Here is a 13015-nt window from a genome sequence, read left to right on the forward strand (position 1 = left end):
ACTGGCGGCAGCGGAAGTCAGTCTTGACGGTATGTTCCGTTTTATGTAAGTGATCGTTCACTAACAAAATGCGGGAGGCTCCGCCTTGTTCACCCGGCTGATGACGTCACGGCGCTTCGCGCCGCTTTTCTGGTGCCAGTTCTTCTCCGCCTTCAACGACAATTTCGTGAAGAACGCCATGGCGCTCCTCATCCTCTACGGCCTCGCCTCCACGGCAGAGACCGGCGGGGCGCTGGTGACGCTGGCGGGCGGCGTGTTCATCCTGCCCTTCTTCCTGTTCTCCAGCCTCGGCGGGCAACTGGCCGACCGCTACGACAAGGCACTGATCGCCCGCCGGCTGAAATTCGCCGAGATCTGGATCGTGCTCGTCGCCTCCTCCGGCTTCGTGCTCGGCTCGCTGCCGCTGCTGTTCCTCGGCCTGTTCCTGATGGGCACGCTGAGCGCGCTGTTCGGGCCGGTGAAATACGGCATCCTGCCCGACCATCTCGCCCGCGATGAGCTGGTCTCCGGCAATGCGCTGGTGGAGATGGCGACCTTCGCCGCCATTCTCGCCGGCACGGTGGGCGGCGCCATCGCCGTCACCCACACCCATGACTGGGCGGTGGCCGGCTTCACCTTCGTCTTCGCGGTGATCTGCTGGCTGAGCGCGCGGGCCATCCCGCACACGGTGGAAGGCGCGCCCGATCTCAAGATCGACCACAATATCTGGCGCAGCACGGTGGCGCTGATTTCCGAGCTGCGCGCCACCCCCGCCATCTGGCGCGGCACGCTGATCGTCTCGTGGTTCTGGCTGGTCGGCGCGGTGGTGCTGGCGCTGCTGCCGACGCTGGTGAAGGAAGATGTCGGCGGCACGGAAGGCGTCGTCACGCTGTTCCTGCTGCTGTTCACCGTCGGCGTCGCCATCGGCTCGACGCTGGCCGCCAAGCTGTCGGAAGGGCGCATCCTGCTGGCGCTGGTGCCGTTCGCCGGCTTCGTCATGGCGGGCTTCGCGCTGTTCCTCGGCGCGCATTTCGCCGCGCTGACGCCGGCCGCCGCGCCGATCGGCTGGTATGATTTCCTCACCTCGGATGTCGGCCTGCTGGCGGCGCTCGGCCTTGTCGGCCTCGCCGCGGCGGGCGGTGCCTTCGTCGTGCCGACCTTCGCCTTCGTGCAGGCGGAAGCGGGCGAGGATCGCCGCGCCCGCGTCATCGCCGGCAATAATGTGCTGAACGCCGCCTTCATGACGGTGGGCGCGGTGGTGGTCGCCGGTCTCCAGGCCGCCGGCGTCGGCCCGTCGGCGCTGCTGGCGCTGATCGGCGTGACGACGCTCATCGCCGCCCTCCTCACGGCGCGGGCCTTCCGCGGCCATGTGCTGCGCGACCTGATCCGCCTCGTCTTCCGTGTCGCCTTCCGCGTGGAGGTGAAGGGCGCCGAGCATCTGAAAGCCGCCGGGCCCGGCTCGGTCATCGCCATCAACCATGTGAGCTTCCTCGACGCGCCGCTCATTATGGCGCTGCTCGACCACGACCCGATCTTCGCGGTCGATGCCGGCATCGCCGAGCGCTGGTGGATCAAGCCCTTCCTCAAGCTGGTCCGCGCCTTCCCGCTCGACCCCACCCGTCCGCTGGCGACGCGCGACCTCATCCGCCTCGTCCAGCAGGGCGAGCGGCTGGTGATCTTCCCGGAGGGGCGCATCACCGTCACCGGCTCGATCATGAAGATCTATGACGGCTCGGCGCTGGTGGCCGACAAGGCGAAGGCCCCCGTGGTGCCGGTGCGCATCGAGGGGCTGGAGCAGACCTATTTCTCCCGCCTCACCCCGGACCAGACGCGCAAGCGCCTGTTCCCCAAGGTGCGCGTCACCATCCTGCCGCCGCAGCGTATCGAACTCGACCCGGAACTGTTCGGCCGCAAGCGTCGGCGCGCGGCGGGCGCGGCGCTCTACGACATCATGTCGGACCTCATCTTCGAGACCTCGCACACCGACCAGACCATCTATCAGGCGGTGAAGGAGGCAGGCGAGCGGCTCGGCATGGGCCGCCTCGTGGTGGAAGATCCGCTCGGCACCGCGCTCACCTACCGCAAGCTGGTGCTCGGCGCGCGCATCCTCGGCGACAAGCTGGCGGCGGTCACGGAACGCGGCGAGAAGGTGGGCGTGCTCTTGCCCAACGCGGCGGGCATCGCCGTCGTGCTGATGGGCCTGTCCCGCCATGGCCGCGTGCCGGTGATGCTGAACTACACCGCCGGCGCCGTGAACCTCGTCGCGGCCTGCAAGGCGGCTCAGGTGAAGATCGTCGTCGCCTCCCAGGCCTTCATCGACAAGGCGCGGCTGGAGGCGGAGGTGGCCGAGCTGTCGAAGCATGTGCGCGTGCTGCTCACCGAGGATCTGCGCGCCCAGGTCACCGGTGCCGACAAGTTTAAGGCGCTGCTGCCGCTGCCCGACCCCAAGCCCGCCCATCCCGACGAGCCGGCCTTCATCCTGTTCACCTCGGGCTCGGAGGGCAGCCCCAAGGGCGTCGTGCTCTCCCACCGCAACATCCTGACCAATGTGGCGCAGGTGGCGGCGCGGATCGACTTCTCGCCGGCCGACATCATGTTCAACGTGCTGCCGGTGTTCCACTCCTTCGGCCTCACCGGCGGGCTGATCCTGCCGATGGTGTCGGGCCTGAAGACCTATCTCTATCCCTCGCCGCTGCACTACCGGATCATCCCGGAACTGGTCTACGCCACCAACGCCACGGCCATTGTCGGCACCGACACCTTCCTCATGGGCTATGCCCGCACGGCCAATCCCTATGATTTCCGCTCGCTGCGCTTCGTGGTGGCCGGCGCCGAGCCGGTGAAGACGGAAACGCGGCGGGTGTGGATGGAGAAGTTCGGCCACCGCATTCTGGAGGGCTATGGCGTCACCGAATGCGCGCCGGTGCTGGCGGTGAACACGCCGATGTTCAACCGCGCCGGCACGGTCGGCCGGATGCTGCCGGGCATTGAGCATGTGCTGGAGCCGATGACGGGCATCGAGGAGGGCGGGCGGCTGCGCGTGCGCGGGCCGAACATCATGCTCGGCTATATCCGCGCCGAGGCGCCGGGCGTGCTCGAACCGCCGGAGCAGGGCTGGTACGACACCGGCGACATCGTCGCGCTGGACGAGGAGGGCTTCGTCGCCATTCGCGGCCGCGTGAAGCGCTTCGCCAAGATCGCCGGCGAGATGATCTCGCTCGCCGCCATCGACGCCATGGTGGCCGCGCTGCGCCCGGATGCGGAGCATGTCGCGGTGGCTATTCCCGACGCCAAGCGCGGCGAGCGTATCCTCTTGCTCACCACCGCCACCGATCTCACCCGCGCGGCCTTGCAGGCGCATGGGCGCGAGATCGGCGTGACCGAGCTGATGATCCCGGCCGAAATCCTGCCGATGGACAGCCTGCCGCTGCTCGGCACCGGCAAGGTGGACTTCACCAAGGCGCGCGTCATGGCGCTGGAGATGATCGCCGCCCGCAACGTCACGGCGGGTGGGGCTGGAGGCCCGGCATGAGCCTTCGCCCCGCGCGCCCCGTCGCCCGCCCCGCCTCCACCGCGCCCCGGCGCGGCCGGGATGGAACGGAGACGCGCGCGCGGATCGAGGCGGAGGCGCTCGCGCTGTTCGCGGCCAAGGGGGTGGACGGCACCTCGGTGCGCGACATCGCTCAGGCGGCCGGCCTGTCGGAAGGCGCGCTCTACCGCCACTTCCCCTCCAAGGAGGAGCTGGCGCGCGAGCTGTTCCTGTCCCGCTACGCCACGCTCGCCCGCGACATCAGCGCGGTCGATGCGGGCGGCGGCACGCTGGCGGAGAAGGTCGCGTCAGTGGTGGGGCTCGCCTGCCGGCTGTTCGATGCCGAGCCGGCGCTGTTCGCCTATCTGCTCATCCACCAGCACGACCATCTGCGCTACGTGCCGGACACGCCGGAGGGCAATGTGGTGGAAGCGGTGGCGCGGCTGATGCGCGGGGGGGGATTGTCCGGCGAGGGCGCGACCCTCACCGCTGCCATGGCGCTGGGCTGCGTGGTGCAGCCGGCGGTTTTCGCGCTCTATGGCCGCCTCGACGGCCCGCTCGCACCGCGCGCAAACGAGATCGCGGGCGCGGTGATGGCGCTGGTGGAGCGGGCCAAGGCCGACTGAAGCGCCGGGTTGTCCGACGCTTCACATCATGATCGCGAGGCGCCGGCCTGGCCGGCGCCCGCGGCTCAGAACAGCTTCATGCCGGGCGGGATCGGCAGGCCGGCGGTGAGCGCCTGCGTCTTCTCTTGGATCAGCCGCTCGCCCTTGGCACGGGCTTCCGTGTGGGCGGCGACGATGAGGTCTTCGAGAATCTCGGCCTCGTCGGGGTTGAGCAGGCTCGGGTCGATGCGGATCGCCTTCAGCGCGCCCTTGGCGGTGAGGCGCACCGTGACCATGCCGCCGCCGGAGGCGCCGTCCACTTCGATGCTCTCGAGCTCGGCCTGCATCTGTTCCATGCGGGCCTGCATCTCCTTCACCTTGGACATCATGCCGAGAAGGTCTTTCATGCGAGGCTCCCTTTAGAAATCGAGGTCATCGTCCGGCCCGGCATCGTCGCGCGCGGCCATCATTTCGTAATCGTCCAGCGAGCCCGGCGGCGGGCCCTCATCGGCGACCTGCGTGCGCACATCCACGACCGAGGCGCCGGGGAAGCGGGCGAGCACCGCCGCCACCAGCGGGTCGGCGCGCACATCGGTGAGCAGCGTTTCGCGGGCGGATTTGGCCTGCTCGGCCAGTGTCGCCTCACCCTCCTCGCGGGAGAGCGCGACCAGCCAGCGCTTGCCGGTCCAGTCGGAAATCTTGGTCTGAAGCTCCTGCACCAGCGCCATGGAGGCGCCCGGCGCGAGGGAGAATTCCAGCTTGCCGTCCTCGAAGGAGACCGGGCGGACCTGGTTCTCCAGCGCGAACTTGGCCTTGAGGTCGCGCTTCTGCGTCGCCAGCGCCACAAGATCGGCGAGGGTGTTGACCCCGACGCTCGGCTTCGCCTCCGCTCGTCCCACGGGCTGCGGCGTGCCGCGCGCGGCGACCGACAGGTGGCTCGCCGCCACAGGCGCCGAGGATGGCGCGGCGCTCGGGGCAAAGCGCGGGGCCGCCATGGCGGTGGCCGCCGAGCCGCCGGAAGATCCACCATCCGACGATCCACCGCCCGACGATCCGCCGCCACCGGCGGGCGGGCGGGCGGGCGCATCGTCCGCGCTATCGCGCAGGCGGCGCAACGCCTCGTCGGGGGTCGGCAGGTCGCTGGCATAGGCGAGGCGCACCAGCACCATCTCCGCCGCCTGCATGGGCTTGGCCGCCTGCTGCACCTCGGCGAGACCGCGATTGAGCATCTGCCACGCCCGCGAGAGCACGCGCATGGACAGGCCATTGGCGAACTCGCCCCCCCGCATGCGCTCGGCCTCGATCAGCGAGGGATCGTCCGCCGTCTGCGGCAGGATTTTCAGCTTGGTGACGAGATGGGTGAACTCGGCGAGGTCAGTCAGCACCACCGCCGGGTCGGCGCCGCTGTCATATTGCTCGCGCAGCTCGGTCAGCGCCTGGCCGATATCGCCCTTCATCAGCGCCTCGAACAGGTCGATGACCCGCCCGCGATCGGCAAGGCCAAGCAGGGAGCGCACCTGCTCGCCATGCACCGTACCGCCGGCATGGGCGATCGCCTGATCGAGCAGCGAGAGCGCGTCGCGCACCGAGCCTTCCGCCGCGCGGGCGACGAGGCTCAGCGCCTCCACATCGATGCCGACGCCTTCCGCGTCGCAGATGCCGCGCAGGTGCCGCGCCATCGTCCCGGCATCGACGCGGCGCAGGTCGAAGCGCTGCGTGCGCGAGAGCACGGTGACCGGCACCTTGCGGATTTCGGTGGTGGCGAAGATGAATTTCACATGCTCGGGCGGCTCCTCCAGCGTCTTCAACAGGCCGTTGAAGGCGGCGGTGGAGAGCATGTGCACTTCGTCGATGATGAAGACCTTGTAACGCGCCAGCACCGGCTTGTACCGGGCCGCCTCGATGATCTCGCGGATGTCGCCAATGCCGGTGTTGGACGCTGCGTCCATCTCCTGCACGTCGACATGCCGGCTTTCGATGATGTCGCGGCAATGCCGGCCGAGCACGGGCATGTCGAGCGTCGGAGCGCCCCCCCGGCGGGACCGTCCGCCGGCTCATAGTTCAGCGCCCGGGCGAGGATGCGGGCGGTGGTGGTCTTGCCGACGCCGCGCACGCCGGTGAGGATATAGGCCTGCGCGATGCGGCCCGAGCTGAAGGCGTTCTTCAGCGTGCGGACCATCGCCTCCTGGCCGATCAGGTCGGCGAAGGTCTGCGGCCGGTATTTGCGGGCGAGCACGCGATAGGGCGTCACCGCGCCACGCACGCTCTGCGGGGCCTCGCCGAGATCGAAGCCGGGGGAGGCGTCGATATCGTCGGTCGCCGGAAGATCAGGGCTGTCCGCGCTCATGGTCCCTCGCTGCTGGCCCCTTCATATCATCGCGGGGAGCCGATAGGGCAACCGCGCCGGGAGCCGGGTGGGGAAAAATCGGCGCGGGCCGGAGAGGGCCGGCGCTCAGCCACTGATGGACGCGCGGCGTGACAGCCGCCACAGCGCATAGGCGCCACCGAGCGACAGCGCGGCGATGGCGGTCACGATCGCGCCGTCGAGGAAGGTGTCATGCGGCAGCCGGGTCACGGCGGCGAGGCCGGTGAGCAGCACAACAGCGATGCCGCCGCGCGCCGCGCCGAGGTTGCCGCGGCGCTCGGAGATACGCTCGCCGCTCGCCATGGCCGCCTCGTCCGTCATGCGGGAAGGGTGGGAGGCTGGACAGAGACCCGAGACCGGGCTCGTTGGGGCTGCTTCCTTCCGGACCTGACCCGGTTGGCGAGTGGCTCGTCCACCGCCAACCTCCCGGCGCCTATATCGGGCAGATGCGCGGGCGATGCAAGACCCCACGCGCCGAACCGTCCCCACCCGCCGAACCGGGATTCACCCGGCGAAGTGGTCCGTCGCCCGTATCAGCCGGTCGAGGATCCCCGGCTCGCAATAGGCGTGGCCAGCGCCCTCGATGAGGTGGAATTCGGCCTGCGGCCAGGCCTTGTGCAGCTCCCAGGCGTAGCGGGCGGGACAGGGCATGTCGTAGCGGCCATGCACGATGACGCCGGGAATGCCGGCGAGCTTGTGCGCATTGTTGAGGAGCTGGCGGTCCTCCAGCCAGGCATCGTGGAAGAAATAGTGGTTCTCGATGCGCGAGAAGGCCAGGGCGAAATGCCCGTCATGCCAGGGCGCGGTGAAGGCGGGGTTGGGCAGGAGCGTGATGGTCTCGCCCTCCCAGATCGCCCAGGCCTTGGCGGCCTCGATCTTCACCGCCTCGTCCTCGTTGGTGAGCAAGGCGCGATAGGCGCGGATCGGGTCGGCGCGTTCGGCGTCGGTTTTCAGCGGCGCGAGGAAGCGTTCCCATTTGTCAGGGAACATCTCGGAGACGCCGAAGCGGTAGTACCAGTCGAGTTCCGGGCGGGTGACGGTGTAGATGCCGCGCAGGATGAGTTCCGAGACCCGCTCGGGATGGGTCTCGGCGTAGGCGAGCGCCAGCGTCGAGCCCCAGGAGCCGCCGAACACCTGCCACTTCTCGAAACCGAACGTCTCCCGGAGACGCTCGATATCGGCCACGAGATGCCAGGTCGTGTTGTTGGTGAGGTCGGCATAGGGCGTCGAGCGCCCGCAGCCGCGCTGGTCGAACAGAACGACCTCGTAGCGCGCGGGGTCAAACAGCCGGCGATAATCCGGCGAGATGCCCGCGCCCGGCCCGCCATGCAGGAACACGGCCGGCTTGCCGCCCTTGGTGCCGACCCGCTCGTAATAGATCGCGTGGCCGTCGCCGACATCGAGCATTCCGCTGTCGAAGGGCTCGATGGCGGGGTAGAGGGTGCGCAGTTCGCTCATGTCGGCCTTCGGGATGGTGTCGGGGTGGAGGAATCAGCCGGGGTTAGTGTAGCGACAGGTCGGCCGATGCGATAAATTACTATAATACCAACAAACTCATCCTTTCGCCGTGGCATCGCCCGGCTGGCGCGGCTATAGCTCCCCGGCCGGCTCGGGCGTGCGCCGGTGGGTCTCGCCAGAGCGAGCACGAGCGAGGGCATGGCATGAGCGAGGCATCCGGGTTCCGGCTCGATCCACGGCTGGAGGCCGACACGTTCCCGGTCGGCGATCTCAGCCTTTGCACCGTGCGGCTGATGAACGATGCGCGCTTTCCCTGGCTGATCCTCGTGCCGCGCCAGCCGGACCTCGCCGAGCTGATCGACCTCGACGACGCGGCGCGGGCCCGGCTCACCACCGAGATTGACGCGGCAAGCCGGGTGCTGAAGGCGGCGACCGGCTGCGACAAGCTGAATGTCGCGGCGCTCGGCAATATGGTGCGCCAGCTCCACATCCATGTGATCGCCCGCTTTACCACCGACGCGGCCTGGCCCGGCCCGGTATGGGGCGTGGGGCAGCGGAAGGACTATGCGGCGCCGCAGGCCATGGTGCTGGCCGGCCGGCTGCGCCGCGAATTGGGGTGTGCCTGATGGCGACGAACAAGCTCGGCCTCTGGCCGCATCTCGGCTATGTCGGCAACCGGCTCAACCGCGCCAGCGAGCGGCGCAGCGAGGCACCGACGCTGCTGCGCGACGAGCGCAGCCGTGTGTGCCTGATCTCCGGCGAGAGCATCGTGCTGCAGCGCCGCCGCGAGGCGGGGGAAGGCGCAGGCGCCTATGACGCGCTGTTCGGCATCAGCCACGCCATTTCGCTCGGCGGCAGGCTCAGCGAGGCGTGCCTGCTGGGTCTTGCCGATGACGTGCCGCATTTCGTGCTTCCGCTGCACCCGGCGGCGCTCGACCAACTCACGACGCGCGACGATCTCCTGGTGACCGACCTGCGCAGCATCGCCGTGCAGGATCTGGTGTCGGCGGAGCAACTCGGCGAGCTCGCCTGCGCCAAGTCGATGCTGGCCTGGCACGCGCGGCGGACCTTCTGTTCCAATTGCGGCCATACGCTCGACGTGGTCGAGGGCGGCTGGCGGCGCGAATGCCCGCATTGCGGCGCGCAGCATTTCCCGCGCACCGACCCGGTGGTCATCATGCTGGTGGTCGATGGCGACGAGTGCCTGCTCGGCCGCTCTGCCCGCTTCGTACCGGGCATGTGGTCCTGCCTCGCCGGCTTCGTCGAGCCGGGCGAGACCTTCGAGCAGGCGGTGCAGCGCGAGACGCTGGAGGAGGCGGGCATCCACACCCGCGCGGTGCGCTATCTCGCCTCCCAGCCATGGCCTTTCCCGATGTCGGTGATGATCGGCATGCATGCGCAGGCCCTGTCGCGCGAGATCACCATCGACCCGAACGAGCTGGAAGCCGCGCGCTGGTTCCACCGCGACGAGGCCGCGCTGCTGCTGACCCGCACGCATCCGGACGGCCTCACCGCCCCGCCCGCCATGGCGATCGCCCACCACCTCATCCGCGCCTTCGTGGAAGGCCGCGACCCGCCGGTGGGGTGAGGCGCAAGCTGACCGGCTCGCGCGTCATCCCCACCCCTCACACCGTCATCCTCGGGCAGGTCTCAAACGATTTCGACACACTCTGCTAAGCGAGATATGAGCAGCGTTTACTGGCAAGAAGCCGCGCAGCGATCCAAGTTCGAATCCGCTCCCTCCGCCATGTTTTCTGCATAAGCCTTTGTTATATAGAAATTTCATGAAGATATGCGGGTTCAGTTGGCGGGCAGGACCACGACCTTCGTTCCGTCAGGGATGCGCTGACTGAGATCGATCACGTCCTGGTTCATCATGCGGATGCAGCCGGATGAGACGGCCTCGCCGATCGACCACGGCTCGTTGGTGCCGTGGATCCGGTAGAGCGTATCCTTACCGTCCTTGAACAGGTAAAGGGCACGGGCACCGAGCGGGTTGCTCTCGCCGCCCGCCATGCCGCCCGCCCATTTCTCGTATTTCTCCGGCTCGCGGGTGATCATGCTGGGCGTCGGCGTCCATCGGGGCCAGGCGCGCTTGTGGGCCACCTCGGCAGTGCCGCTGAACTGCAACCCCTCGCGGCCGACGCCGACACCGTAGCGCAGCGCCTTGCCGTTCTCCTGCACGAGATAGAGGAAGCGGTTTTCCGGATCGACCACCAGCGTTCCCGCAGGCTGGCCAGTTGGATCGACGACCAAAGTGCGCCGGTTGCGGTCCTTCATCTCGCCGGCCGGCACGCCCGGCACATGGAAGCCTCCATCGTCCAGCGCTCCGTAGCGGGGGGAGAAGGGCGAGGCCGCGGGGAGCGGAGCGGGCTCGGGCCGGCGTGTGGCGCAGGCGGCGAGCGCGAGGGGAAGAAGCAGGATCACGCCGCGCCGAGATACGCTGCACAGCGTCTGACGGTCATTTCTGCGCTGCATCAAATCACTCCGCCGCCTGGCGACGACGCGCTTCGGCGAAGGCTTCCTTGAAGCCGGCATAGTCCAGCGTCGAGGTGCGGAACGGGCCGATGAGATAGGTCGGCGTGCCCTGCAGGCCAATCGATTCCGCCTGGGCGAGGTTACGTTTGAGCAGGGTGGATATCTCGCCAGCATGGGCCTTGAGATCGGCATTGAGCCGGTCGATATCGACGCCCGACGCGCGAACCGCTACCGCCATCTGCTCCTTGCTGACGCCGCGCCCGGGGATCGCCATCAGCGCGTGATGGACCTTGTCGTAGCCGCCCTGGTACTTGGCCGCGAGAGCCATCTGCGCGCCATAGACCGAGGCTTCGGTCAGGATCGGCCAGTCCTTGTAGACGAGGCGGATCCGTCCGTCCTCCTTTACCGCGCGCTCCAGGTCCGGCGCGGCCTTCTTGCAGAAGGGGCAGTTGTAATCGAGGAAGGCGACGACGGTGACGTCGCCCTTCGGGTTGCCGGCCATCGGCGCGGCGGGATCATGCAGGATCGCCTCGACATCGACGCCCTGCGCGAGGAGTCGAGATCCGCCGAAGGCGCCGATGGCGAGCAGGCTGGCGAGCGTGAGGAATTGACGGCGCTGCATGAGAGCTCCTGGTTTCGGGGATGGGGGCAAAGAGAGTCAGACGCCGGCAGCGTCGAGCCGCCGGAGCATGGCGTCGACGGTGACGGGGCCGACGATGCGGGAGCCGGGGATCTCAAGTCCCCGCGCATCGACGAAGAACAGGACGGGGGGCCCGACCACGCGGAACCGCGCCATCAGGGAGCGGGTCTCAGCGTTACTTTTGGTGACATCGACGGTGACCTTCGGCAGGTCACTGAGCCGCGCGCGTAGCTCGGGCGTCGCCATCACCCTCGCATTGGTCTTGCAGACGGTGCACCAGTCCGCGCTGAAGTCGACAAGAATGGGGCGTTCGGGCGTCGCACCGTCGGCCGCGGCGAGGAGCGCGCGGTCGAAACGGGTCGACGAGTCGACGGTGACGAAGGCCTCCGCCGCCGGGCGGCGGGCCTCCGCAACGTCTCCGAAGGCCAGCGGGCGAAGCGGATCCTGTGCCCCGCCGGCGGCGCCGATGATCAGCGTCGCGCCATAGAGCACGGCTATTATACTGCCGCCGCGGGCGAGCCGCGCGGCCGGGTTGCTCGATGTGGTTAGCCGGTCGAAACCGCCGAAGAACGCCGCTGCCCCTACCAGAAGCGCACCGAGCATCGCCAGCGTCGCCGGTGCCGGGAGCAGACGTCCGGCCAGCAGAATGGCGACAGCGAGGAAAACCGTGCCGAATACCTGCTTGGCCCGCTCCAGCCAGATGCCGCCGCGCGGCAGCACGCTCGGGCCGAACAGGCCGACCAGCATGAGCGGCAGGCCCATGCCGAGGCCGAGCATGAACAGCGCGCCCGCACCGGTCAGGGCATCGCCGGTCGTCGCAGCATAGAGCATGGCGCCGGCCAGCGGCGGGGTCACGCAGGGCCCGACGATCAGCGCCGAGCCGAAGCCGAGTGCTGCAGCGCCCGCGACGGAGCCAGTGCCGCCGCGCCCGGCCAATCGGGCGGAAAGCCCGGTGGGCAAAGCGAGATCGAACAGGCCGAACATGGAAAGCGCCAGCGCCACGAAGAGCGCCGCCATAACGCCCAGTGCCAACGGAGTCTGCAGTGCTGCCTGCAGGTTCGCGCCCGACCAGCCGGCCACCGCGCCGACCAGCCCATAGGCGCCGGCCATGGCGAGTACATAGGCGCCGGTGAGCGCCAGGCTGCGCCGCCGTGTCAGGGCGCCGCCCGAGCGGGTGAGCATGCCGGCGAGAATGGGGATCATCGGGAAGACGCAAGGAGTCAGCGCCAGCAGCAGGCCAAAGCCGAGAAAGGTCAGCAGCGTCCAGGCGAGACTGCCGGAGAACAGCGCGGCGATGCCGTCATCGTCGCCCATGGCATTCGCGCCGGATGCCGATGCCGGCTCGATTGCCGCCGGAGCCGAGCCACTCCCAACCGATGCGTCCCGCATGGCAGTGATCAAACCGGGCGGCGCCTCCGTTATGTCGAGGCTCGCAAGATCGATCAGGCGCGACTGCGGCCGAAAGCAGATGCCCGTCTCTGAACAGCCCTGATAGCTGACCCGAAGCTGGCCGGCACGGGCGAGAGCGCCGGCGCTGGCTTCGACATCGTGCCGGAAAATCTGCGCACTGCCGAAAGTGGGATCGTCCTTGGCTCCGCCCGCCGGACGATCGAGTCGTATCGGCACCCCGTCCAGCGTCGCCTCCAGGCTGTCGCGATAGAGGTAGTTCCCCGGCGCCACGTTCCAGCGCAGCAGCAGCGCGCCGGAGGGCGACCGTGCGGCCTTCATTGTGAAGGGTTCTGCGGTAGCCTGCGGGGCGAAAAGCGCGGTGACATTTGCCGTCTCGCCGGACGCGGCGGCGGGTAGCGACAGGCACGCCAAGCCGAAAACCGCCGCGCGGATTGCCCGCGCCAGTAATTGCCATGTCATCGCGTCACCGCTCCTTATTGGTCGCGGCGCAGCGCTCTTATCCTCACCTTAAGCCAGCCTTAAGCTGACGGTGCAGGCTGGAAGTTCGGGGC

10 protein-coding genes, 1 other RNA gene and 1 pseudogene are annotated in these 13015 nt (G+C 68.7%); 4 read left to right on the top strand and 8 right to left on the bottom strand.

What is annotated here, in order from left to right; translation table 11 throughout:
• The first annotated feature begins 85 nt into the window (after positions 1-85).
• Both OU996_RS01135 and OU996_RS01140 read left to right on the top strand, forming a co-directional pair.
• Complete coding sequence (locus tag OU996_RS01135) at positions 86-3511, top strand: acyl-[ACP]--phospholipid O-acyltransferase (protein ID WP_267583851.1); 3426 nt, start codon at positions 86-88, stop codon at positions 3509-3511.
• Positions 3508-4134 carry a TetR/AcrR family transcriptional regulator gene (locus tag OU996_RS01140; protein ID WP_267583852.1) on the top strand — a complete coding sequence of 209 codons (627 nt, stop codon included), beginning with the start codon at positions 3508-3510 and terminating at the stop codon, positions 4132-4134. The genes OU996_RS01135 and OU996_RS01140 overlap by 4 nt, the downstream gene beginning before the upstream one ends.
• Before the next feature lie 65 nt (positions 4135-4199).
• On the opposite strand, the gene OU996_RS01145 is transcribed toward OU996_RS01140, so the two are convergent.
• From OU996_RS01145 to pip, 5 genes and pseudogenes are all read right to left on the bottom strand, one after another.
• A complete protein-coding gene (locus tag OU996_RS01145) occupies positions 4200-4520 on the bottom strand; it encodes a YbaB/EbfC family nucleoid-associated protein (RefSeq protein ID WP_267583853.1) in 321 nt (106 codons plus the stop codon).
• A gap of 12 nt (positions 4521-4532) precedes the next feature.
• Positions 4533-6460, bottom strand: a pseudogene (locus OU996_RS01150) (DNA polymerase III subunit gamma/tau).
• Between the two features lie 105 nt (positions 6461-6565).
• Positions 6566-6781, bottom strand: a complete 216-nt coding sequence (locus OU996_RS01155; protein WP_267583854.1) for a hypothetical protein — start codon at positions 6779-6781, stop codon at positions 6566-6568.
• 26 nt (positions 6782-6807) lie between these two features.
• Positions 6808-6906: signal recognition particle sRNA small type (ffs, locus tag OU996_RS01160), an RNA gene on the bottom strand.
• A gap of 76 nt (positions 6907-6982) precedes the next feature.
• Positions 6983-7936 (bottom strand): prolyl aminopeptidase, encoded by a 954-nt coding sequence (gene pip / locus OU996_RS01165; RefSeq protein ID WP_267583855.1) that lies wholly within the window; start codon positions 7934-7936, stop codon positions 6983-6985.
• Positions 7937-8139: 203 nt separating this feature from the next.
• Here pip and OU996_RS01170 point away from each other — a divergent pair, with 203 nt between their 5' ends.
• Both OU996_RS01170 and nudC read left to right on the top strand, forming a co-directional pair.
• On the top strand, positions 8140-8562 hold the full coding sequence (locus OU996_RS01170; RefSeq protein WP_267583856.1) for an HIT domain-containing protein: 423 nt from the start codon (positions 8140-8142) through the stop codon (positions 8560-8562).
• A complete protein-coding gene (nudC, locus tag OU996_RS01175; protein WP_267583857.1) occupies positions 8562-9524 on the top strand; it encodes an NAD(+) diphosphatase in 963 nt (320 codons plus the stop codon). Before OU996_RS01170 ends, nudC begins: the two co-directional genes overlap by 1 nt.
• 212 nt (positions 9525-9736) lie before the next feature.
• Here the strand turns inward: nudC and OU996_RS01180 are convergent, their stop codons facing one another.
• Genes OU996_RS01180 through dsbD form a run of 3 tightly spaced genes read right to left on the bottom strand, consistent with a single transcriptional unit; the run spans position 9737 to position 12782 of the window.
• Positions 9737-10414 carry a L,D-transpeptidase gene (locus OU996_RS01180; protein WP_267583858.1) on the bottom strand — a complete coding sequence of 226 codons (678 nt, stop codon included), beginning with the start codon at positions 10412-10414 and terminating at the stop codon, positions 9737-9739.
• Positions 10415-10418: 4 nt separating this feature from the next.
• Entirely contained in the window at positions 10419-11036 is a 618-nt protein-coding gene (locus tag OU996_RS01185; protein WP_267583859.1) for a DsbA family protein, read from the bottom strand.
• A 36-nt stretch (positions 11037-11072) separates the two neighbouring features.
• Complete coding sequence (gene dsbD, locus OU996_RS01190; RefSeq protein WP_420712667.1) at positions 11073-12782, bottom strand: protein-disulfide reductase DsbD; 1710 nt, start codon at positions 12780-12782, stop codon at positions 11073-11075.
• Positions 12783-13015 lie beyond the last annotated feature (233 nt).

Source organism: Ancylobacter sp. SL191 (assembly GCF_026625645.1).
Taxonomy (GTDB): Bacteria; Pseudomonadota; Alphaproteobacteria; order Rhizobiales; family Xanthobacteraceae; genus Ancylobacter.

What these genes read in the sequence shown, in the direction of transcription:
- OU996_RS01140 (WP_267583852.1), top strand. Translation starts at nt 3,508, where the DNA reads ATGAGCCTTCGCCCCGCGCGCCCCGTCGCCCGCCCCGCCTCCACCGCG.
- OU996_RS01155 (WP_267583854.1), bottom strand. Translation starts at nt 6,781, where the DNA reads ATGGCGAGCGGCGAGCGTATCTCCGAGCGCCGCGGCAACCTCGGCGCG.
- pip (WP_267583855.1), bottom strand. Translation starts at nt 7,936, where the DNA reads ATGAGCGAACTGCGCACCCTCTACCCCGCCATCGAGCCCTTCGACAGC.
- OU996_RS01185 (WP_267583859.1), bottom strand. Translation starts at nt 11,036, where the DNA reads ATGCAGCGCCGTCAATTCCTCACGCTCGCCAGCCTGCTCGCCATCGGC.
- nudC (WP_267583857.1), top strand. Translation starts at nt 8,562, where the DNA reads ATGGCGACGAACAAGCTCGGCCTCTGGCCGCATCTCGGCTATGTCGGC.
- OU996_RS01180 (WP_267583858.1), bottom strand. Translation starts at nt 10,414, where the DNA reads ATGCAGCGCAGAAATGACCGTCAGACGCTGTGCAGCGTATCTCGGCGC.
- OU996_RS01145 (WP_267583853.1), bottom strand. Translation starts at nt 4,520, where the DNA reads ATGAAAGACCTTCTCGGCATGATGTCCAAGGTGAAGGAGATGCAGGCC.
- dsbD (WP_420712667.1), bottom strand. Translation starts at nt 12,782, where the DNA reads ATGAAGGCCGCACGGTCGCCCTCCGGCGCGCTGCTGCTGCGCTGGAAC.
- OU996_RS01170 (WP_267583856.1), top strand. Translation starts at nt 8,140, where the DNA reads ATGAGCGAGGCATCCGGGTTCCGGCTCGATCCACGGCTGGAGGCCGAC.